Annotated in this window: 14 protein-coding genes; 13 read left to right on the top strand and 1 reads right to left on the bottom strand. The window is 71.9% G+C overall.

Annotated elements, in window-relative coordinates; translation table 11 throughout:
- Nucleotides 1–91 precede the first annotated feature (91 nt).
- The 10 genes from leuS to ACFRFC_RS33695 all read left to right on the top strand — a co-directional run bounded on the left by leuS (nt 92) and on the right by ACFRFC_RS33695 (nt 13,349).
- On the top strand, nt 92–2,965 hold the full coding sequence (gene leuS, locus ACFRFC_RS33740; RefSeq protein WP_382688987.1) for a leucine--tRNA ligase: 2,874 nt from the start codon (nt 92–94) through the stop codon (nt 2,963–2,965).
- A gap of 334 nt (nt 2,966–3,299) precedes the next feature.
- A complete protein-coding gene (locus ACFRFC_RS33735) occupies nt 3,300–4,058 on the top strand; it encodes a hypothetical protein (RefSeq protein WP_382688990.1) in 759 nt (252 codons plus the stop codon).
- 72 nt (nt 4,059–4,130) lie between these two features.
- Nucleotides 4,131–4,976 (top strand): DegV family protein, encoded by an 846-nt coding sequence (locus ACFRFC_RS33730; protein ID WP_382688993.1) that lies wholly within the window; start codon nt 4,131–4,133, stop codon nt 4,974–4,976.
- Between the two features lie 107 nt (nt 4,977–5,083).
- Nucleotides 5,084–6,166 (top strand): ComEA family DNA-binding protein, encoded by a 1,083-nt coding sequence (locus ACFRFC_RS33725; protein WP_382688995.1) that lies wholly within the window; start codon nt 5,084–5,086, stop codon nt 6,164–6,166.
- Nucleotides 6,163–8,679 carry a ComEC/Rec2 family competence protein gene (locus tag ACFRFC_RS33720; protein ID WP_382688998.1) on the top strand — a complete coding sequence of 839 codons (2,517 nt, stop codon included), beginning with the start codon at nt 6,163–6,165 and terminating at the stop codon, nt 8,677–8,679. Before ACFRFC_RS33725 ends, ACFRFC_RS33720 begins: the two co-directional genes overlap by 4 nt.
- Nucleotides 8,680–8,683: 4 nt before the next feature.
- A complete protein-coding gene (locus tag ACFRFC_RS33715; protein WP_382689000.1) occupies nt 8,684–9,517 on the top strand; it encodes an arylamine N-acetyltransferase in 834 nt (277 codons plus the stop codon).
- Nucleotides 9,518–9,783: 266 nt separating this feature from the next.
- On the top strand, nt 9,784–10,671 hold the full coding sequence (locus tag ACFRFC_RS33710; protein ID WP_382689231.1) for a YceI family protein: 888 nt from the start codon (nt 9,784–9,786) through the stop codon (nt 10,669–10,671).
- Between the two features lie 87 nt (nt 10,672–10,758).
- On the top strand, nt 10,759–11,004 hold the full coding sequence (locus tag ACFRFC_RS33705; protein WP_382689001.1) for a hypothetical protein: 246 nt from the start codon (nt 10,759–10,761) through the stop codon (nt 11,002–11,004).
- 78 nt (nt 11,005–11,082) lie between these two features.
- Entirely contained in the window at nt 11,083–12,069 is a 987-nt protein-coding gene (gene holA, locus ACFRFC_RS33700; RefSeq protein ID WP_382689003.1) for a DNA polymerase III subunit delta, read from the top strand.
- A gap of 353 nt (nt 12,070–12,422) precedes the next feature.
- Nucleotides 12,423–13,349 (top strand): RNA polymerase sigma-70 factor, encoded by a 927-nt coding sequence (locus ACFRFC_RS33695; protein ID WP_382689005.1) that lies wholly within the window; start codon nt 12,423–12,425, stop codon nt 13,347–13,349.
- A 1,248-nt stretch (nt 13,350–14,597) separates the two neighbouring features.
- Here the strand turns inward: ACFRFC_RS33695 and rpsT are convergent.
- On the bottom strand, nt 14,598–14,864 hold the full coding sequence (gene rpsT, locus ACFRFC_RS33690) for a 30S ribosomal protein S20 (RefSeq protein WP_382689008.1): 267 nt from the start codon (nt 14,862–14,864) through the stop codon (nt 14,598–14,600).
- Between the two features lie 448 nt (nt 14,865–15,312).
- On the opposite strand from rpsT, the gene lepA reads away from it, so the two are divergent.
- The 3 genes from lepA to ACFRFC_RS33675 all read left to right on the top strand — a co-directional run bounded on the left by lepA (nt 15,313) and on the right by ACFRFC_RS33675 (nt 21,558).
- Nucleotides 15,313–17,175, top strand: coding sequence for a translation elongation factor 4 (lepA, locus tag ACFRFC_RS33685; RefSeq protein ID WP_382689010.1), 1,863 nt, complete (start codon nt 15,313–15,315; stop codon nt 17,173–17,175).
- 265 nt (nt 17,176–17,440) lie between these two features.
- Complete coding sequence (locus ACFRFC_RS33680) at nt 17,441–19,315, top strand: AMP-dependent synthetase/ligase (protein WP_382689013.1); 1,875 nt, start codon at nt 17,441–17,443, stop codon at nt 19,313–19,315.
- 335 nt (nt 19,316–19,650) lie between these two features.
- The gene (locus tag ACFRFC_RS33675) at nt 19,651–21,558 is read left to right on the top strand and encodes a SpoIIE family protein phosphatase (protein ID WP_382689016.1); all 1,908 of its coding nucleotides are present in this window, start codon (nt 19,651–19,653) and stop codon (nt 21,556–21,558) included.
- Nucleotides 21,559–21,664 lie beyond the last annotated feature (106 nt).

Here is a 21,664-nt window from a genome sequence, read left to right as displayed (position 1 = left end):
TCGGCGCGGCGTCCCCTCCTGTGCGAGGGGATTTTTCGTTTCCCGGATGTCACAGCCGCAGGCAGAGACGATCGATGGAGCTTTGAGAATCATGAGCGAGACGAACCCCGCTGCCGCCGCCGAGGTGGTCGCGCCGCACCGCTACACGGCCGCTCTGGCAGCCGACATCGAGGCACGCTGGCAGGACTTCTGGGACGCCGAGGGCACCTATGAGGCGCCCAACCCGAGCGGCGACCTGGCGGGCGACCCCGCGACGGTCGCCGAGCCCAAGAAGTTCTTCATGGACATGTTCCCCTACCCCTCCGGCGCGGGCCTGCACGTCGGCCACCCCCTGGGGTACATCGCCACCGACGTCTACGCCCGCTTCCACCGCATGACGGGCCACAACGTCCTGCACACCCTGGGCTTCGACGCCTTCGGCCTGCCCGCCGAGCAGTACGCCGTGCAGACCGGCACGCACCCGCGCGTGTCCACCGAGGCCAACATCGGCAACATGAAGAGCCAGCTGCGCCGGCTGGGCCTGGGCCACGACAAGCGCCGGTCGTTCGCCACGATCGACCCGGACTACTACAAGTGGACCCAGTGGATCTTCCTGCGGATCTTCAACTCCTGGTACGACGACGAGGCCGGCAAGGCCCGCCCCATCGCCGAGCTGATCGCCCAGTTCGAGAGCGGTGAGCGTGCCGTACCGGGCCACACGCGCGCGTGGCCCGAACTGACCGCCACCGAGCGGGCCGACGTGCTGAGCGAGTACCGCCTGGCCTACGCCTCCGACGCGCCGGTCAACTGGAGCCCGGGCCTCGGCACCGTCCTGGCCAACGAGGAGGTCACCGCCGACGGCCGCTCCGAGCGCGGCAACTTCCCCGTCTTCAAGGCGAACCTGCGCCAGTGGAACATGCGCATCACCGCCTACGCCGACCGGCTGCTGGACGACCTGGCCGAGCTGGACTGGCCCGACGCCATCAAACTGGCCCAGCGCAACTGGATCGGCCGCTCCGAGGGCGCGCGCGTCGAGTTCCCCATCGACGGCGAGCACATCACCATCTTCACCACCCGCCAGGACACCCTGTTCGGCGCCACCTACATGGTGCTGGCGCCCGAGCACCCGCTGGTCGAGAAGTTCACCCCGGGCGCCTGGCCCGAGGGCACGCGCGCGGTGTGGACCGGCGGCCACGACACGCCCGCCGAGGCCGTCGCCGCCTACCGCGCGCAGGCCGCCGCCAAGTCCGACCTGGAGCGCCAGACCGAGGCCAAGGACAAGACCGGCGTCTTCACCGGCGCGTTCGCCACCAACCCGGTCAACGGCGAGCGGGTCCCGGTCTTCATCGCCGACTACGTCCTGATGGGCTATGGCACCGGCGCCATCATGGCCGTCCCCGCGCACGACACGCGCGACTTCGCCTTCGCCCGCGCCTTCGAACTGCCCATGCGGTGTGTCGTCGAGCCCTCGGACGACCGCGGCACCGACCCCTCGACCTGGGACGACGCCTTCGCCTCCTATGACGCGAAGATCGTCAACTCCGCGAGCGATTCCGTCTCCCTGGACGGACTGGGCGTCGCGGACGCCAAGGAGCGCGTCACCGAGTGGCTGGCCCGCAAGGGCATCGGCGAGGGCACCGTCAACTACCGCCTGCGCGACTGGCTGTTCAGCCGCCAGCGCTACTGGGGCGAGCCGTTCCCGATCGTCTACGACGAGGAGGGCGTCGCCCACGCGCTGCCCGAGCCGATGCTGCCGCTGGAGCTTCCCGAGGTCGAGGACTACAGCCCGCGCACCTTCGACCCCGACGACGCCGACACCGAGCCCGAGACGCCGCTGTCGCGTAACGCCGACTGGGTCAACGTCACCCTGGACCTGGGCGACGGGCCCAAGAAGTACCGCCGCGAGACCAACACCATGCCCAACTGGGCCGGTTCCTGCTGGTACGAGCTGCGTTACCTGGACCCGCACAACAGCGAGAAGCTGGTCGACCCCGAGATCGAGCGCTACTGGATGGGCCCGCGCGAGGGCATGCCGCACGGCGGCGTCGACCTGTACGTGGGCGGCCAGGAACACGCCGTACTGCACCTGCTGTATGCCCGCTTCTGGTCCAAGGTGCTGTACGACCTGGGGCATGTGTCCTCGGCCGAGCCGTTCCACCGGCTGTTCAACCAGGGCATGATCCAGGCCTACGTCTACCGCGACAGCCGCGGCATCGCCGTACCGGCCGCCGAGGTGGAGGAGCGCGACGGCGCCTACTACCACCAGGGCGAGCAGGTCTCCCGGCTGCTGGGCAAGATGGGCAAGTCCCTGAAGAACGCGGTCACCCCGGACGAGATCTTCGCCGAGTACGGCGCCGACACGCTGCGGCTGTACGAGATGGCGATGGGGCCGCTGGACGTGTCCCGGCCGTGGGACACCCGCGCGGTGGTCGGTCAGTTCCGGCTGTTGCAGCGGCTGTGGCGCAATGTCGTCGACGAGGAGACCGGCGCGGTCACCGTCGCCGACACCGAGCCCGACGACGAGACGCTGCGGGCGCTGCACAAGGCGATCGACGGGGTTCGCGGGGACCTGGCGGGCCTGCGGTTCAACACCGCCATCGCCAAGGTCACCGAGCTGAACAACCACCTGACCAAGGCAGGCGGCCCGGTCGCGCGCCCGGTCGCCGAGGCGCTGGTCCTGCTGATCGCCCCGCTGGCCCCGCACATCGCCGAGGAACTGTGGCGCAAGCTGGGCCACACCGACACGGTGGTCCACCGGGACTACCCGGTCGCCGACCCCGCGTACGTGGTGGACACGACGGTGACCTGCGTCATCCAGGTCAAGGGCAAGGTCAAGGCCCGCCTGGAGGTGCCGCCCGGCATCTCCGAGGAGGAACTGGAGAAGGTCGCCCTGGCCGACGAGAAGGTCGTCGCCGCGCTGGACGGGGCAGGGATCCGGAAGGTGATCGTGCGGGCGCCGAAGCTGGTGAACATCGTTCCGGCGTAGGGGTCGGTGGGGGCTGTGAGGGTTGTGGGGCCCCGGTGGCGGACACCGCCGACGGGGCCCTCGTTCGGGGATCTGGGGGGATCTGGCCTGCGAGCCCGGTTGGTTCGGTGACTCGCCGTATCGCCTTCGTGGCGGTGGGTCGGTGGGGCACGTCTTCGGGACCGGGGATTCCCGTCCCGGAACCGAGATCCCCGGGTGTGGCTGTCCCCTACGGGATCGGGTGGAGAGACTGCGGGGTGCTTCGGGGTTCTTCCGGAACTCGGGGACGGCCCGCAGCGTTTACCGTGGAGGGGGCGGCACGTGGTGTGCCGTGGCCCGCTGGAGGAGGAGCGTCGTGGAAGCCGTGATCGCAGTGGTCGCCCTGCTCGTCGTGCTCTTCCTGGCGGTGGGCGTCTGGGCCACGGTGAAGGTGGTCGGCGCCGCCAAGCGCGGCGTGGACCGCACCGTCGCACAGGCCCGCCGCACGGTCGAGGACCACACCCTGCGCGCCAAGTCCTTCGCCCAGCCCGGCCCGGTCGGCGAGCTGGCCCAGCTCAGACTGAAGCTGCGCACCTCGATGCGCGCGACCCAGGACGCGCTGCACGCGGGCGTCGACGAGGACGAGTCGCTCAAGGAGTCCCTCGGACTCTTCCAGCGCCTGAGCGCCCACGGCCATGAGCTGGACGCCGAGCTGCGCCGCCTGGAGTCCGAGCCCGACAGGAACACCCTCGCCGAGCGGCTGCCCGCCCTGCGCGAGCGCACCGAGCGCATCACCGCCTCGGCCGACTCCCTGCGCTGGGCCGCCCGCGACCGCGCCCGCCGCTTCGCCGACGACGACCTGGACTCGCTCAGCACCCAGATCGACCTGGAGGCCGGCGCCCTGCGCCACTGGGACGCCACCACCCCCGACCCGTCCACCACGGCCGGCGGCTCCAGTACGCCCCCGCCCTGGCCCGAAGCCCCGACCACCGCCGACGCGGCCGACGGGCAGACCTGGCCCGACGACGCCCGGTCCCGCACGGCCGAGGAGCCGACCCGGCCCGCGATCACCCCGCCCGCCCCGCGCCCCACGTACCCGTGGCAGAAGAGCACCCGGCCCGAGAGCACCACCTGATCACGCCGTCCCCGCGAGGGGTCCACCAGGCCGGGCTGCCGCACCGGCGCTACGCCAGGTAACCTCCAGCTCATGTCCCGCCATGTCGCGATCGTCACCGATTCAACGGCCTACCTGCCGCCCCGGACGATGGAGCGTCATGGCATCACCGCGGTACCCCTGATCGTGGTTCTCGGGGACCGCGCGCTGGAAGAGGGCACGGAGATCTCCACCCGTTCACTGGCCCAGGCGCTCCAGAAGCGACGGCCCGTCACCACCTCCCGGCCCAGCCCGCAGGTGTTCGCCGAGACCTACCGCAGGGCCGCCGAGTCCGGCGCCACCGGCATCGTCTCCCTCCACCTCTCCGCCGAACTCTCCGGCACCTACGACGCCGCGGTCACCGCCGCCCGTGAGGCGCCGGTGCCGGTACGGGTGGTCGACACCGGGATGATCGCGATGGCCCTCGGCTTCTGCGCACTCGCGGCGGCCGAGACGGCCGAGGCGGGCGGCACGGTGGACGAGGCCGTCACGGCGGCGGAGAAACGGGCCGCCGGCACCTCCGCCTATTTCTATGTCGACACCCTCGACTATCTGCGCCGGGGCGGCCGGATCGGCACCGCACAGGCCCTGTTCGGCTCCGCGCTCGCGGTCAAGCCGCTGCTGCAACTGCAAGGCGGCCGGATCGAGCCGCTGGAGAAGGTCCGTACGGCGTCCCGGGCCATCGCCCGCCTGGAGGAGCTGGTCGCGGAGCGCGCGGGCGCCGGACAGGTCGACATCGCCGTACACCATCTCTCCGCCCCCGAACGGGCGTCGGCGCTCGCCGACCGGCTGCGGGAGCGGGTGCCCGGGATCGCGGATCTGCATGTGAGCGAGGTCGGGGCCGTCATCGGGGCGCACACCGGGCCCGGGTTGCTGGGGGTCGTGGTGTCCCCTCGCTGAGGGCGGCTTCACTCGTGTGGGTGGCGGAGTTATCCACAATCGGGCCGTGATCCCCGGGAATTGAGCAAGATCATCGCCGTTCGGCCGGAGTGTTCCATCCTCGGCGCATGGCACTTCGATCACGTATCCACAGCAGGCCCGCGACCAGTGGTCCCGGGCGTCCTCCTGGCTCCGACGGCCGTGGCCGTCATCGCCCTCGACCGGTGCGGGCGCGGGTTCGGCACCGGCCTGCCTCGGCGCAGGAGTTGCGGCGCCGGGCCGAGCTGATCTTCGGGGAGGCGGGGGTCGCCGAGGAGAGGGGAGTCGTCAGGGAGCGGGGGGTGGGGCCGCCGGGGGCCGGGGATCCGGACGAGGGCGGGGACTTGGCGGGCGGGGGCGGAGGCGGGGACTCGGCGGACGGCGTTCGGGATCCGGTGGCGGCGGAGGAGGCTTCCGAGGGGGTGGTCGGCAGGCCGGTCGAGGAGCCCGGTGGGGGGTCCGTCGAGCGGCCGTGGGGGCGGGGTGTGGCGGCGCTGCGGGAGCGGCTGCCGGTGTGGTTGCAGGCCAGGGTGGGGCTGGAGCGCAGGAGTGTGGTGGCGCTGACGGTCGTTCTGGTGCTGGCGGCCGGTCTCGCCGTGCATCACTACTGGACAGGGCGGCCACAGGCCGTGCGGGCGCCGGAGGTGGTCGAGGCCGCCGTGCCCTTCGGGGAGACGGAGGCGACGCCTCGCGCGGTGTCGGCGTCGGCGGCACCCGGTGGTGCGGGCGGTACGGCCGGAGGTGTCGTCGTGGTCGATGTCGGCGGCAAGGTGCGCGAGCCGGGGGTGCATCGGCTGCCGGTCGGATCGCGGGTGGCGGACGCGTTGCAGGCGGCCGGCGGGGTGCGTCCGGGGACGAAGCTGGACGGGCTCAATCGGGCGCGGGTGCTGGTCGACGGTGAGCACGTGGTGGTGGGAGGACCGGCCGCGCCGGGCCCGCAGGTCGCGGTGGAGGGCGTGCCCGGTGCGGGCGCTTCCTCCGCTCCCGTCTCCCTCAACTCGGCCACGCCGGAGCAACTCGACGCCCTGCCCGGCGTCGGACCCGTGCTGGCCCGCCACATCGTGGACTACCGCACACAGCACGGCGGTTTCCGGTCGGTGGACGAGCTGCGGGAGGTGAACGGGATCGGGGACCGCCGGTTCGCCGATCTGCGGGAACTGGTCCGGCCATGAGGACGGCGGCGGTACGTGACCCCGTGGCCCGGCGCGGGGCGCAGGCGCACGCGGGAGGGCGGCTCGGCGACGCCCATCCACGGCAGGAGGGGCCGACGGATCTACGGCTCGTGCCGCCCGCGCTGGCCGCCTGGGTGACGGCGGCGCTGGCCCTGGACGTCTCGCCGGGGTGGGTTCTCGGGGTGACCGTGGTGTCCCTCATGGGCGCCGGTCTGCTGCTGGTGCCCTGGCCGTGGCGGCGGCGGGGGCGCGGGCTGCGGATCGCGGGCGCGGCGGTGCTGCTGTGTGTCGCGGCCGCCGGGGCGTCGGCCGGGCTGCACGGCGCGGATCTGCGCAGCGGGCCGGTGCCGGAGCTGGCCGGGCGGTTCGCCACGGTGACGGCCGAGGTGGAGGTGACCGCCGACCCACGGCTGTCCCGGCCGCGTGTGAGCGGCGATCACGCCGTACCGGCGTCGGTGCTGCTGTCCGCCGAGGTGACGCAGGTGCAGGCGGGCGGTGGTGCGGGGGCGGTCCGGACGCGGACGCCGGTGCTGGTGATCGTGGATTCCGGGGCGCGCGGGGGCGGGGCGGCGGCGGCTTCGCCGTGGCTCGGGCTGCTGCCCTCGACGCGGGTACGGGTGGAGGGGCGGCTGGCACCGGTGACGGCGGGGGGCGGGCGGATCGCGGCGGTGCTGCGGGTGCGGGATCCGGGGGTGCCCGCGCTGGTGGCGGAGCCCACGGCGACCCAGCGGTTCGCGGGGAGACTGCGGGCCGGGCTGCGGGAGGCGACCGACGGGCTCCCGGCGGACGCGCGGGCGCTGCTGCCGGGGCTGGTCGTCGGGGACACCTCGCGGATCACGCCGGAACTGGACGAGGCGTTCAAGGAGACGGATCTGGCCCACCTGCTGGCGGTCTCCGGCAGCAACCTCACCATCATCCTGGCCCTGCTGCTCGGCCCGCCCGGCCTGGCCCAGCGCACGGAGCGCCGGGGTGCCGCGCCCCGGTTCGGGATCTCGCTGCGGACCACGGCGGTGTGCGGCGGGGTGCTCACGCTGGCCTTCGTGGTGGTGTGCCGGCCCGACCCGAGCGTGCTGCGCGCCGCCGCCTGCGGGGCGGTCGTCCTGCTCGCCCTGGCCACCGGGCGCCGCAGAGCACTGATCCCGGCACTGGCGACAGCCGTACTCGTGCTGGTGCTGTACGACCCGTGGCTGGCGCGGAGTTACGGATTCCTGCTGTCGGTGCTGGCCACCGGGGCCCTGCTCACGCTGGCGCCGAGGTGGAGCGCGGCGCTGCGGCGGCGCGGGGTTCCGGGGCGGCTCGCGGAGGCGCTGGCGGCGGCGGGCGCGGCGCAGGCGCTGTGCGCGCCGGTGGTGACCGTGCTGTCGGCCCGGGTGAGCCTGGTGGCCGTGCCGTGCAATCTGCTGGCGGAGTTCTCGGTGGCACCGGCCACCGTGCTCGGGTTCGCGGCGCTGGCGGTGGCACCGGTGGCGATGCCGGTGGCCGAGCTGCTGGCGTGGGGCGCGGGCTGGCCGACCGGCTGGATCGCCCAGGTCGCGCGGACCGGGGCGGCCCTGCCGGGAGCCGGGGTGGACTGGCCGGGGAGCTGGACCGGGGCGGCGCTGCTGGCGCTGGTGACGGCGGGAGTGCTGTACGTCGGGCGGCGGCTCTTGGTACGGCCGTGGCTGTGCGGGGCGTGTGCGCTGCTGCTGGCGCTGGTCGTGGTGCAGCCGGCCCCGCTGACCAGGGTGATCACGGGCTGGCCGCCGCCGGGATGGCGGCTGGCGATGTGCGATGTCGGGCAGGGGGACGCGACCGTGCTCGCGGCCGGGGACGGCAGTGGGGTGGTCGTGGACGCGGGGCCGGATCCACGGGCGGTCGACCGCTGTCTGCGGGCGCTCGGCATCAGCCGCGTCCCGCTGGTCGTCCTCACCCACTTCCACGCCGACCATGTCGCCGGACTGCCCGGGGTGCTGCGCGGGCGGGCCGTGGGGGCGATCGAGACGACGGGGTACGCGGAACCGGCCGATCAGGCGGCGTTCGTACGGCGCGAGGCGGCGGCCCGGGGCGTTCCCGTGCGGCGGGCGGTCGCCGGGCAGGAGCGCAGCAGCAGCGGCGGGCTCAGCTGGCGGGTGCTGTGGCCGCCGGAAGAGCCGGTGCGGGGCGCGGAGGGGGCGAACGACGCCAGTGTGACGATGCTGGTCCGCTCGGGCGGGCTGCGGATGCTCCTGCTCGGGGATCTCGAACCTCCGGCGCAGCAGGCGCTGTTGAGAACGCCGGAGGCGGCGCTGCTGGGCAAGGTGGACGTCCTGAAGGTGGCTCATCACGGCTCGGCGTACCAGGATCCCGGGCTGCTCCGCGCGGTGGCGCCGAGAGTGGCGCTGATCTCGTGCGGGCGGGGCAATACGTACGGGCATCCGGCGCCCAGTACGGTCGCGGCGCTCAGGGCGGCGGGGGCGCTGGTGAAGCGCACGGACCAGGACGGGGCGCTGGCGGTGACGGGTGGGGGCGGAGGGCTGCGGGTGGCGGGAGACTGAGGGCATGAATTCCGCACAGGTTGATGCGTATCTCCGCCGTCTGGGCGTCGGACACCCGGCGTGGCCCACCGTCCAGGTCCTGCGCGAGCTGCAACTGCGCCACCTTCAGACCGTGCCTTTCGAGAATCTGTCGCAGCATCTGGGGGAGCCGATCGTCCTGGAGGAGAAGCGGCTGGTGGACAAGCTGGTGGGCGCGGGCAGGGGAGGGTTCTGCTACGAACTGAACGGGGCGTTCGCCGCCCTGCTGAAGGCGCTCGGGTTCGATGTCACGCTGCTCGCCGGGCGGGTGTACGGGAAGGAGGGGCGGACCGGGATTCCGTACGACCATCTCGCGCTGCGGGTGCGGACGGTGGACGGGGGCGAGTGGCTGGCCGATGTCGGCTTCGGGGCGTTCAGTCACGGGCCGCTGGCGTTCGGGGAGCGGGGTGAGCAGGTGGATGCCGGGGGCGTGTTCCGGATCGTCGAGGCGGGGCCGGACCGGGCGGGGGTGCGGGGCGGGTCGGCGTCGGCGGACGGTGATCTGGACGTCATCATGGACGGCAGCCCGCGGTACCGGCTGGAGACGCGGCCACGGGTGCTCGGGGACTTCGCGGCCGGGGCCTGGTGGCACAGCACCTCGCCGGAGTCGCGTTTCATGCGGTCGCTGGTGTGCTCGCGGGTCACCGACGAGGGCGGCCGGATCACGCTCGCCGGGCGGGATCTGACGGTGACGGGGCCCGACGGGACGCGTGAGGTGCGGGAGCTGGGGGCGGACGGGGAGGTGCTGGAGGTGTACCGGGAGCGTTTCGGGGTGGTGCTGGAAGAGGTGCCGAGGGTGCCCCCGGTGCCGGGTGGGTGACGGGGGCTTTCGTCCGGCGGGCGGTTGGGAGATGGGGGCGGTAGGGGGCGCTGGGGGGCGGTGGGCTGAAGGTTCGGTTGGCTGAGGGCCGTTCAGTAGCTTTCTGTGTGTTATCTGTGCAAAGAGTGTGTATGGGGCTACTCGGCTGTAGTCCCGGCACACGTGCTGGTTTCCAGTGATGTGGACTCGTGTTGCCTCGAAAGCCACATCGGTGGTCGAATGCTTCTTCGGTAACGGGGACGTCGAGTGGTGCAGAGGTGTCGCAGATGATCGGCCGCTGGCTGGGAAGCCGGACGAAGCGAGTGCAACGGACGAGTCCGCTGGCGGCGGTCCGGACCCCACAACAGGCGGGAGTGCTCAGCTGTCGGGTGATCGACCCGGTCAACGAGCCGGTGCGCAACGCTGAGTTCGTGGTCAGCGACGCCATGGGGCGCACGGTGGTGAGCGGGGGCACGGATCCCTTCGGGTCGTTCATCACGGCGGTCCCGGCCGGGGAGTACCGGCTGGCGGTGTCGGCGGACGGGTTCACACCGTTCCGGGGCAGCGCGACCGTCGCCGAGGACGCGCTCGCCTCGCTGGGCGATGTGACGCTCCAGGTCGCGGCGCCGCCCGGGCTGCCGGCCCCCGGCGACTGGGAGGTGGAGCCGATGCACTCCTCCATCGCCTTCACCGCACGGCACATCGGACTGGCCCGGATCCATGGGCGGTTCAACGCGTTCGCCGGGGCGGTGCGGATCGCCGACCGGATGGAGCAGTCGGCGATGCATGTGGTGATCGACGCGGCGTCCATCGACACGAATGTGCGGATGCGGGACGACCATCTGCGGTCGGCGGACTTTCTGGACGTGGAGCGGTTCCCGACGCTTGAGTTCTACAGCGACCGGTTCACACACCGGGGCGGGAACAAATGGGCGGTCACCGGGGCGCTGTCGCTGCACGGTGTGACGCGGACGGTCACCCTCGAAACGGAGTATCTGGGCCAGGGCAACGGCATGGAGGGCGAGGTGCGTGCCGCGTGCCGCGCCACCACCGAACTGCATCGGGACGACTTCACCGTGAGCTGGCAGACGATGCTGGCGCGCGGGATCGCTGTGGTGGGGCCGAGCATTCGGATCGCGCTGGATGTGCAGATCGTGCCGCAGCAAGGAGGCTGAGGGGCGGCGGGGCGCGGCACGGCCGGGCTCGTTCTGGGCGAGTGCCGGTCGGTCGGGGCCGGGGCTCGGGTGTCGGAAAATGGTGCCGTGAGTGATGTGAGGCATGTGCTGGTGCTGCCCGATCGCGAGGCCGCGGAGGACGCCGCCGAGGCGCTCGGGGAGCGGTTCGGGATCGCCGAGGAGCCGCGGCTGGTGCGGGACGCGCTGGCCGGTGAGGACGATGCCGAGGACGCGCAGTGGCTGCTGGTCCTGCGGGACGAGGACGGGCGGCTCGACGCCGCCGAGCTGGACGCGTTCGCGGGGGAGTGGGACGGGTGGCGGGAGGAGCCGTAGGGGCTGCGCCCGGCTGACCTCGGCCTGGGGGTGGCGGGCCGGGCGGCGTTGTCAGTGGTGCGTGCCATGCTTGTCGCGATGGCCAAGAAGACTGCACACGACGACCCTCTCGCCCCGGTGACCCTTGCCGTGGGCCAGGAGGACCTTCTGCTCGACCGTGCCGTGCAGGAGGTGGTGGCCGCCGCCAGGGCCGCCGACGCGGACACGGACGTACGGGATCTGGCTTCGGACCAGGTGCAGCCCGGCACGCTCGCCGAGCTGACCAGTCCCTCGCTCTTCGCGGAGCGCAAGGTCGTGGTCGTACGCAACGCGCAGGATCTCTCGGCCGACACGATCAAGGACGTCAAGAGGTATCTCGGGGCTCCCGCCGAGGAGATCACGCTGGTGCTGCTGCACGCCGGTGCGGCCAAGGGCAAGGCCCTGCTGGACGCGGCACGCAAGGCCGGGGCGCGGGAGGTGGCGTGCCCGAGGATGACGAAGCCGGCGGATCGGCTGGCGTTCGTCAGAGGTGAGTTCCGGGCGCTCGGGCGGTCGGCCACCCCGGAGGCGTGTCAGGCGCTGGTCGATGCCCTCGGGAGTGATCTGCGGGAGCTGGCGTCCGCCGCGGCGCAGCTGGTCGCGGATATCGAGGGGACGATCGACGAGGCGGTCGTCGGGCGGTATTACACGGGGCGGGCGGAGGCGTCCAGCTTCACCGTCGCCGATCGGGCGGTGGAGGGGCGGGCCGCGGAGGCGCTGGAGGCGCTGCGGTGGTCGTTGGCCACGGGGGTGGCGCCGGTGCTGATCACCAGTGCGCTGGCGCAGGGGGTGCGGGCGATCGGGAAGCTGTCGTCGGCCCGGGGCGGGCGGCCGGGGGATCTCGCGCGGGAGTTGGGGATGCCGCCATGGAAGATCGATCGGGTGCGGCAGCAGATGCGGGGATGGACGCCGGATGGGGTGTCCGTGGCGTTGCGGGCTGTCGCGGAGGCGGATGCGGGGGTGAAGGGGGGCGGGGATGACCCCGGGTATGCGCTGGAGAAGGCTGTGGTGGCGGTTGCGCGGGCTGCGCGGAGTCGGGGGCGGTAGGTCGGTGGCGGTAGGTCGGTGGCGGGTGGGGGGGGGATTCGGGGCTGGGGGTGAGGGGGCTTGCCGTGGAGGTGTCGCCCCCGCCGCCCCTACCCGTCCCGTCCCCAGGGGCTCCGCCCCTTCGGCCCTGCCAAGGGCTGTGCCCTGGACCCCCTCTCGGCCCCGAAAGGGCCTCGTCCTCGAACGCCGGACGGGCTGGATTTGCCGGCCGGAAGCTCAAGTGCGGGGCGCTCCGGCGTTGGGCGGGTCTTGTGTGGGTGTCGTGTCACAGTGAGCCTGGGCTGTCTCGTCTCCAAGGGGAGATGCGTTCTTCCGAGGGAGCGCACCCTGAGGAAGTCGGAGGCGTCGGGGCTGTGAGGGACGATTTCGAGGAGTTCGAGGAACTGCGGCCGTTGCTGTTCTCCATCGCGTACCGGATCCTCGGCAGCGTGGCGGAGGCCGAGGACGCGGTGCAGGAGACATGGCTGCGTCTTGAGGGTGCCGAGACACGTCCGCGGTCGGTGAGGGCCTATCTCTCGACCGTCGTCACCCGGATCTCGGTCGACGTGCTGCGGTCGGCGCGGGTACGGCGGGAGGCGTACGTCGGGCCGTGGTTCCCGGAGCCGCTGCTGAGTGATCCCTACGAGGATCCCGAGCGGTCGGCGGAGCTGGCGGACTCCCTCTCGATGGCGGCGTTGCTGCTGCTGGAGCGGCTGAGTCCGCTGGAGCGGGCCGTGTTCGTGCTGCGGGAGGTGTTCGGGTTCGGGTTTCCGGAGGTCGCCTCGGCCGTGGGGCGTTCCGAGGCCGCCTGCCGGCAGCTGGCGGTACGGGCGCGGCGGCACATGGCGGAGGGGCGGCCCCGGTTCGACGCCGACCGGCAGGAGCGGGAGGAACTGGCGGGGCGATTCTTCGACGCCTTTCGGGAGGGGGACGTCGATGGGCTGCGGGAGCTGCTCGCCGCGGATGTCGTGGTGGTCGGGGACGGGGGCGGCAAGGCACCGCAGTTCGCCAAGCCGGTCCTCGGCGCGGAGAACGCCGCGCGGGTGCTGGCCTGGTTCGCGCCGCTGCTCGGCTCGGTCGGGGTGGTGATCGAGCCGCGGGCGGTGAACGCCCAGCCGGGGGCGGTGCTGCGCGACCGGGACGGCAAGGTGTTCGGCACGCTGGTGCTGGAGATCCTCGACGGGCGGATCCAGACCGTCCGCTCGGTGATCAACCCCGACAAGCTGGCCCACATGGGCCCCGTGGCCGACGCCTGGGCGCTCAAGCGCGCCGCCCATGAGGCCCGGCGATCTGCGCGCTGAATCGGGCGTGGTTGTGGAGTCGGGGTCGGCTGTTGATTTTGGTTGTTGTGGCGGTTGACTCCGTCGGGTGGATTGGCTTCGGGGGCTGTGTGCGTGGTGGCCGTGGACCCGATGGAGCGTTGGTCATGGGCCGGAGCCCTGGCCGCCGGAGCCTGGCCGTCGACCGGGCGTTGCCCTGTGGACCGGAGTCTCGGCCAATGCCCCGGCCCCTGCCCCCGCCCCGGCCTCGTCCGCGTGGCGGCTCCCGCCCATTTGGCTGGGCTCTGTTCGCCGTGCCGGGGCCCGTGTACGCGCTTTGGTCCCGCCCGCGTGCCGGGTCTGGCTCACGCTGACGGGGCCCCGCGTATCGGTTCCCGCCCTTGCGCCGGGCCCTGCTCGCCGTGCCGGCCTCCCGCGTGCCGCTCTCGCCCACCTGCCGCGCTCCCACGCACCGTCTCGGGCCCGCCCGCGTCCGGGCCTCGCCCACGTGCGGCGGGGTGAGGCGTGGGGGAGGCGGGGGGAATGGTTGGGGTTCGGGGTGGGGGTCGAGGCCGGACTGGGGGTGGGAGTGGGCCGGGTTTTGGGCGGGGCCCGAGGCTGTGGCTGGGGCACCCCACCCCGCCCCATCGGAAAGAACCCGAAGAACCCCAAAAGGCCCCGCCCGCCACCCTGAATCGGGCGACAGCCGGGGCCTTCGGTTACGTAGATGAGGTCTCGCCCGCGTGGCGAACGCAGGCCGCGCGAAACCTCGGGGGTGCCGGTCGGGGGCGGATGAGAGAGGGCCCGCCCTCGTCCTTCCGGCGGCCGGGATCCAATGGAGGATCCCGATGGACCCTGTGGGCCCGGGTGGATCTTGCGACCCGGTAAGGGGCCGGAGACCCGGCGGAGCTGAAGCCTTGGCGGAGCTGGTGACCTGGCGGAGCTGAAGTCCCGGCAAGGGTCCGGAGACCCAGTAGGACCGGAGCCCCGGCCAGGATCTGGAGATCAGTAGGACCGGAGACCCGCGAGAGGTCCCCGAGACCGATCAGAGGTCCCGTTGGTCAGACCCACAACCAGATCCCACCGGACCCGATCTCTGTCGACCCGATCCCTGGAGACCGGATCCCACCTGACCGGATCCCCTGTAGACCGAATCCCGCTGGCCGGACCCAAAAACAGATCCCGCTATGCGGCCCCACAACAGGTCCCACTACACAGACCCTCAGACTCCACAACCAGGCCCCGAAACCCCAAAAGTCGGGTTCAAGGTCCGGCAGATCAAGAGGGCGTTCAGCCCTTGAGGGCCGAGACCTTCGTCGCCAGGGCCGACTTCTTGTTGGCGGCCTGGTTCTTGTGGATGACGCCCTTGGAGACGGCCTTGTCGAGCTGGCGCGCGGCGGCGCGCTGGTACTCGGTGGCCTTCTCGACGTCACCCGCGGCAGCGGCCTCGCGGGCCTTGCGGACCGCGGTCTTCAGGGAGGACTTCACGGCCTTGTTGCGCAGCCGGGCCTTCTCGTTGGTCTTGATCCGCTTGATCTGGGACTTGATGTTCGCCACGAAGAGCCTTCTCAGGTTCTGGCCCGGGACCGCACGGGTCCCACGCCGGTGATGTACCGGTGGTGTGCCGGTGATTTCTTGGGGAGTGCCTCCTGCGGAGAGGGCATGAGACACAGCCGCCCATGCTACCAGCGGGCCCACGAGCGGCCCAAACCGGTCTCCGGCCGCCGCCCGAGGCCTCCTGGAAGGGGCGCCGGTCGATGCCCCGAGGCCCCCTGGAAGGGTCGCCGGTCGATGCCCCGAGGAACCCTGGAAGGGCGCAGGGTCGGTGCCAGGTGCTCCGAGACACCCGGAACCGTCGCCGGTCCCCGCCCCGAGGCACTCGAAATCGTCACCGATCCCCGCCCGAGGGACCACGGAAGCGTCGCCGGTCGGTGCCCATGGGACCATGGAACCTACGTATCGATCCGACCCGAGGCACAAGGCGCCTCAAGAGACAGGACCCTGCGTGCCCGCGACCCCTAACCATGTGCCCGAGCCGAGCCGTACCGACCCGGCTCTGATCCGCAACTTCTGCATCATCGCGCACATCGACCACGGCAAGTCCACGCTCGCCGACCGGATGCTCCAGCTCACCGGGGTGGTCGAGCAGCGGCAGATGCGTGCTCAGTACCTCGACCGGATGGACATCGAGCGCGAGCGCGGCATCACGATCAAGTCCCAGGCGGTGCGACTGCCGTGGGCCCCCACCCACGACAAGAGCAACACGCACATCCTCAACATGATCGACACTCCGGGGCACGTCGACTTCACCTATGAGGTCTCGCGGTCCCTCGCCGCGTGCGAGGGCACGGTCCTCCTCGTCGACGCCGCCCAGGGCATCGAGGCCCAGACCCTCGCCAATCTCTACCTGGCGATGGAGAACGACCTCACCATCATCCCCGTACTCAACAAGATCGACCTGCCCGCCGCGCAGCCCGAGAAGTTCGCGGAGGAGCTGGCCAATCTGGTCGGGTGCGAGCCGGGTGATGTGCTCAAGGTGTCCGCCAAGACCGGGCTCGGTGTCGAGGCACTGCTGGACAAGGTGGTCGCCGAGGTGCCGGCGCCGGTCGGGGTCAAGGACGCGCCCGCCCGCGCCATGATCTTCGACTCGGTGTACGACTCCTACCGCGGGGTCGTGACGTACGTCCGGGTCATCGACGGCCAGCTCAGCCGGCGTGAGCGGATCCGGATGATGTCCACCGGCGCCACGCACGAACTGCTGGAGATCGGCGTCAGCTCGCCCGAGATGCTGCCCGGCGACGGGATCGGCGTCGGCGAGGTGGGCTATCTGATCACCGGCGTGAAGGACGTCCGCCAGTCCAAGGTCGGTGACACCGTCACCAGCCAGCACAAGGGGGCCACCGAGGCGCTCGGCGGGTACAAGGACCCCAAGCCCATGGTCTTCTCCGGGCTCTATCCGCTCGACGGGTCCGACTACCCCGAGCTGCGCGAGGCCCTCGACAAGCTCCAGCTCAACGACGCGGCCCTGGTGTACGAGCCGGAGACCTCCGCCGCCCTCGGCTTCGGCTTCCGCGTCGGCTTCCTGGGGCTGCTGCACCTCGATGTGGTCCGGGAGCGGCTGGAGCGCGAGTTCGGGCTCGATCTCATCGCCACCGCGCCCAATGTGGTGTATCGCGTGATCCTGGAGGACCGTACCGAGATCGTCGTCACCAATCCCAGCGAGTTCCCCGAGGGGAAGATCGACGAGGTCTTCGAGCCGATGGTGCGGGCCACCATCCTGGCGCCCACCGAGTTCATCGGCGCGATCATGGAGCTGTGCCAGACCCGGCGCGGCACCCTGCTCGGCATGGACTATCTCTCCGAGGACCGGGTGGAGATCCGCTACACCCTCCCCCTCGCGGAGATCGTCTTCGACTTCTTCGACCAGCTGAAGTCCAAGACCCGCGGCTATGCCTCCCTGGACTACGAGCCCACGGGCGAGCAGGCCGGTTCCCTCGTCAAGGTCGACATCCTGCTGCACGGCGACAAGGTGGACGCCTTCTCGGCGATCACCCACAAGGACCAGGCGTACGCGTACGGCGTCCGGCTCGTCGCCAAGCTCAAGGAGCTGATCCCGCGGCAGAACTTCGAGGTGCCGGTGCAGGCCGCGATCGGCTCCCGGGTGATCGCCCGCGAGACCATCCGCGCCATCCGCAAGGACGTCCTCGCCAAGTGCTACGGCGGTGACATCTCGCGTAAGCGCAAGCTGCTGGAGAAGCAGAAAGAAGGCAAGAAGCGGATGAAGATGGTGGGGGCCGTGGAGGTACCCCAGGAGGCCTTCATCGCGGTGCTCTCCAGCGACGACAGCTCCCCCAAGAGCAAGAAGTAGCAGAAGTAGCAGGAAGTAGTGAGCAGCAGAAGGAAGTAGCAAGACGCAGCGCGCCGGGAGCGATCTTTCCCGGCCCTCGGGTCCGCCGCTCACCGGTGCGGTGAGCCCGAGGGACGGGCAGGTCCGAAGTGGCGGGGCGCGGAGTCTTACGCACCGGGCGGTCGGGCTCTACTCTGTCCCTGCCCGCTGGTTACTCGCGAGTTAAACAAGAGCGCGTGGGTAGGAACGGGCGCAGCGAGTGACAACAGCCGCCCCGGAGGATGTCGTGACCGACACACAGAGTTTGATCGAGAACCGGCCGCCGTCCGTCGCGGGTCTCTTCCTGGAACGCGTGTCCGCCACACCGGACGCCGAGGCGTACCGCTACCCCGTGCCGTCCGCCTCCGGACAGGGCCCGGACGACTGGAAGTCGCTGACCTGGGCGCAGGCCGCCGAGCGGGTCTACGCGATGGCGGCCGGGCTGATCGAGCTGGGCGTCGGGCCCGAGGAGCGGGTCGCGCTGGCCTCCGCCACCCGGATCGAATGGATGCTCGCCGACCTCGGCATCATGTGCGCGGGCGCCGCCACCACCACCGTCTATCCGCAGACCAACGCCGATGAATCGGCGTACATCCTCTCCGACTCCGGCAGCCGGGTGCTGATCGCGGAGAACGCCGAGCAGGCCGCCAAGGCCCTCGCCAAGCGGGCCGAGCTGCCCGAACTGACCCATGTCGTGGTGATCGACGCGCAGGGCGTGGAGACCGGCGACCAGGTGCTCACCCTCGCCGAGCTGGAGGCACGCGGCGCCGCCCGGCTGGAGAAGGACCCCGACCTCATCAAGGAGCGGGTCGGGGCGATCACCAAGGACCAGCTCGCCACCCTGATCTACACCTCCGGTACCACCGGCCGCCCCAAGGGTGTCCGGCTGCCGCACGACAACTGGTCCTACATGGCGAAGGCCATCGCCGCGACCAGGCTGATCAGCAGCGAGGACGTGCAGTATCTGTGGCTGCCGCTCGCCCATGTCTTCGGCAAGGTGCTCACCTCGGGCCATATCGAGGTCGGGCACATCACCGCCGTCGACGGCCGGGTCGACAAGATCATCGAGAATCTGCCGGTGGTCCGGCCGACGTACATGGCGGCCGTGCCGCGGATCTTCGAGAAGGTCTACAACGGGGTCGCCGCCAAGGCCCGTGCGGGCGGGCCCGCCAAGTACAAGATCTTCCAGTGGGCGGCCGGTGTCGCCCGCGAGTACGCCAAGGTCTCGCAGGACAACTTCCGGCGGACCGGGTCGGCGAACGTACCGTTCAAACTCGGCGCCCAGCACAAGGTGGCCGACGCGCTCGTCTACTCCAAGCTGCGGGACGCCTTCGGCGGGCGGCTGCGGGCCTGCGTGTCCGGCTCGGTCGCGCTGGCCCCGGAGATCGGCTACTTCTTCGCCGGCGCCGGCATCCACATCCTGGAGGGGTACGGGCTCACCGAGTCCTCCGCCGCGTCCTTCGTGAACCCCGGCGAGGCGTACCGCACCGGCACGGTCGGCAAGCCGCTGCCCGGCACGGAGGTCCGGATCGCCGAGGACGGGGAGATCCTGCTGCGCAGCCCCGGGATCATGGAGGGCTACCACGGGCTGCCCGAGCAGACCGCGGAGGTGCTCGAAGCGGACGGGTGGCTGCACACCGGGGACATCGGGGAGCTGTCGCCCGACGGGTATCTGCGGATCACCGACCGCAAGAAGGACCTCTTCAAGACCTCGGGCGGCAAGTACATCGCGCCGACCGAGATCGAGGGGTCGTTCAAGTCGGTGTGCCCGTACGTCTCCAACATCCTCGTGCACGGGGCCGACCGGAACTACTGCACCGCGCTGATCGCCCTCGACGAGGTGTCGCTCACCCAGTGGGCCAAGGAGAACGGCCTGGACGGGCGGACGTACGCCGAGATCGTGGCCGCCCCGGCGACCGTGGCCATGGTCGAGGAGTACGTGCGGCAGCTCAACGCCGGGCTCCAGCGGTGGCAGACGATCAAGAAGTTCCGGCTGCTGCCGCGGGATCTGGACGTGGAGCACGGGGAGATCACGCCGAGTCTGAAGCTGAAGCGGCCGGTGGTGGAGCGGGAGTACCGGCATCTGCTGGAGGAGATGTACGAGGGCGCCCGCGAGAAGTAGGGGGCGGGTGGGGGGCTTTGGCTCGTTGGCGGGCGCGGGCTCGTCGTGGCTTGTCGCGCAGTTCCCCGCGCCCCTCTTAGGTCGGGCAGCCTGGCCCCCCCTTTCAGGTCGCGCGGACTGCCGTCGGCTCAAACCCTCGCGTGAGGGTGAACCTCGGACTTGGACACAGGACGTTGCTTTCGTGGTCGAATGCGTCCGCATTCGGGCACTCGGCTGGCACGGATCTCTCTCATCGCGGCCCACTTCGGTAACTCGGCGCTTATGGACGTGGTCGGTCTGTCACCCTGTCGGCATCGATCGCGGGGTTTTCGTCCGAGCCGTTCGGGGAGCTGCCCATGGGGGCCATTCCGGCGCAACGGGAGACCGCCGAAGGGGCCGTTTCCCTTGCCTCCGACGTGCCCGCGCCCGGCTTGGAGGGAGCCGGTGAGGACCCCGCTCTGCGGACCACCCTCTCCGGCGGCCCCCTCGCCCCCGGCACCGCCCGTGGGCTGGTCCGGGCCGCGCTGGCCGACTGGGGCGGACGCGAGCCGCCCGGCGGGCGGCAGCCCGGCGTCCGGCAGGTGGACGACACCCTCGCCGTGGTCAGCGAGCTGGTGACCAACGCCGTCGTCCACGCCCGTACCGACATCGAGCTGGGCTGCCGGCTCGACCTGCGCACCGGCGCCCTGCTCGTCGAGGTCGGCGACCACCACCCCTCACGCGCCCCGCGCGACGCCGGTACGGACACCGAAGCCGAGCCTCCCGACGACACCCCCGACGACACCCCCGAGTACGGCCGCGGCCTGCGCATGGTGGCCGCGCTGTCGCTGGAGTGGGGCGTCACCTACCGCCGGGGCGGCAAGACGGTCTGGGCCCGGCTGCCCGCCGAGGAGATCGAGCCGTACGACGATCCGCGCGGCCCCGGACTCGCCGCACTGCTCGCCCCCGAGACCCGGCGCGGGGACGGGGACCGCGACTGGCTGGGCCGGGGCGCGCTGACCTTTCTCGCCGAGGCGTCCGATCTGCTCGCCGGGCAGCTGGACGAGGATCTCGTCGCCGCGCTCACCGGACAGCTCCTGGTGCCGCGGCTCGCCGACTGGTGCGCGATCTGGCTGGAGGACGAGGCCATGGGCCGCGGCTGGGGTGCCGCCGCGCCCGGCGCCCGGCTCGCCCGTGTCTGGCACGGCAGCGAGGACCGGATCGAGGAACTCCGCCACGCCCTGGAGAAGGAGCCGCCGCACGGCAGCGAGGGCATATCGTCCGGCCCCGCGCCCTACCCCTGGCCGGGGCAGAGCCTCGGCGGACCCGGCGCGCAGGGGTCGGCGCTGGCCTACCGGCTGATCGCGGGCGGCCGGCCGCTGGGCACGCTGGTGATCGGGCGGTCCGGCGTGTCCCGCTTCCCGGACGAGGTGGTCGGACTGGTCGAGGACCTCAGCCGCCGGGTCGCCCTCGCCATCGGCGCCGCCCGGCAGTACGCCCGCCAGGCCACCATCAGCGCCGTCCTCCAGCGCGGACTGCTGCCCGGTGCCGTCGCCGAGATCCCCGGCGTGCGCAGCGCCCTCGTCTACGAGCCGTGCGACAAGGGCGGCCCCAGCGGCGACTTCTACGACCTCTTCCCGGCCGCCGACGGCCGCTGGTGCTTCGCCGTCGGCGATGTCCAGGGCAAGGGCCCGGAGGCGGCCGTCGTCATCGGCCTGGCCCGGCCCTGGCTGCGGCTGCTGGCCCGCGAGGGCTACCGCGTCGCCGATGTCCTCGACCGGCTCAACCAGCTCCTCCTCGACGACGCCACGGAGGCCGCCGACGCCGCCGCCCGCGCCCTCGCCGGTCCCGTCGCCCCCTTCGACGGCCCGCAGACCCGCTTCCTCTCCCTCCTCTACGGCGAGCTGACCCTCTTCGACGGCGGCGTCCGCTGCACCGTCGCCTCCGCCGGACATCCGCTGCCGCTGCTGCTCGGGTCCGACGGCAGCGTCCGTACGGCCGCCGCGCCGCAGACCCTGCTCGGGGTGGTCGAGGACGAGATGTACACCAGTGAGACCTTCGAGCTGCGGTCCGGCGACAGCCTGCTCTGCGTCACCGACGGAGTGACCGAGCGGCGCAGCGGATCACGCCAGTTCGACGACGGGGACGGGCTGGCCGCCGCGCTCGCGGGCTGCGCCGGGCTCAGCGCGGACCTGATCGCCGACCGGATCAGCCGACTCGTGCACGAGTTCGGCGGCGGCCCACCCGAGGACGACCTCGCCCTGCTGGTCCTCCAGGCGGAATAGGGCCCCGGTGGGCGGAGGAATAGGGTCCCGGGCCCGGCGGGTGGCGGAACAGGGTCCCGGGCGGGGGAGCGGGAACAGGCCCCCGGTAGGTGAGGGACCGGCCCGG

It is taken from the genome of Streptomyces sp. NPDC056734 (genome assembly GCF_042790455.1).
In the GTDB taxonomy this organism is placed as follows: Bacteria; Actinomycetota; Actinomycetes; order Streptomycetales; family Streptomycetaceae; genus Streptomyces.
This window is presented reverse-complemented; position numbering and strand designations above follow the sequence as displayed.

Excerpts from the sequence above, each read along its gene's own strand:
- ACFRFC_RS33715 (WP_382689000.1), top strand. The coding sequence starts at position 8,684 with ATGAATTCCGCACAGGTTGATGCGTATCTCCGCCGTCTGGGCGTCGGA.
- ACFRFC_RS33675 (WP_382689016.1), top strand. The coding sequence starts at position 19,651 with ATGGGGGCCATTCCGGCGCAACGGGAGACCGCCGAAGGGGCCGTTTCC.
- holA (WP_382689003.1), top strand. The coding sequence starts at position 11,083 with ATGGCCAAGAAGACTGCACACGACGACCCTCTCGCCCCGGTGACCCTT.
- leuS (WP_382688987.1), top strand. The coding sequence starts at position 92 with ATGAGCGAGACGAACCCCGCTGCCGCCGCCGAGGTGGTCGCGCCGCAC.
- ACFRFC_RS33725 (WP_382688995.1), top strand. The coding sequence starts at position 5,084 with ATGGCACTTCGATCACGTATCCACAGCAGGCCCGCGACCAGTGGTCCC.
- ACFRFC_RS33720 (WP_382688998.1), top strand. The coding sequence starts at position 6,163 with ATGAGGACGGCGGCGGTACGTGACCCCGTGGCCCGGCGCGGGGCGCAG.
- ACFRFC_RS33710 (WP_382689231.1), top strand. The coding sequence starts at position 9,784 with ATGATCGGCCGCTGGCTGGGAAGCCGGACGAAGCGAGTGCAACGGACG.
- ACFRFC_RS33730 (WP_382688993.1), top strand. The coding sequence starts at position 4,131 with ATGTCCCGCCATGTCGCGATCGTCACCGATTCAACGGCCTACCTGCCG.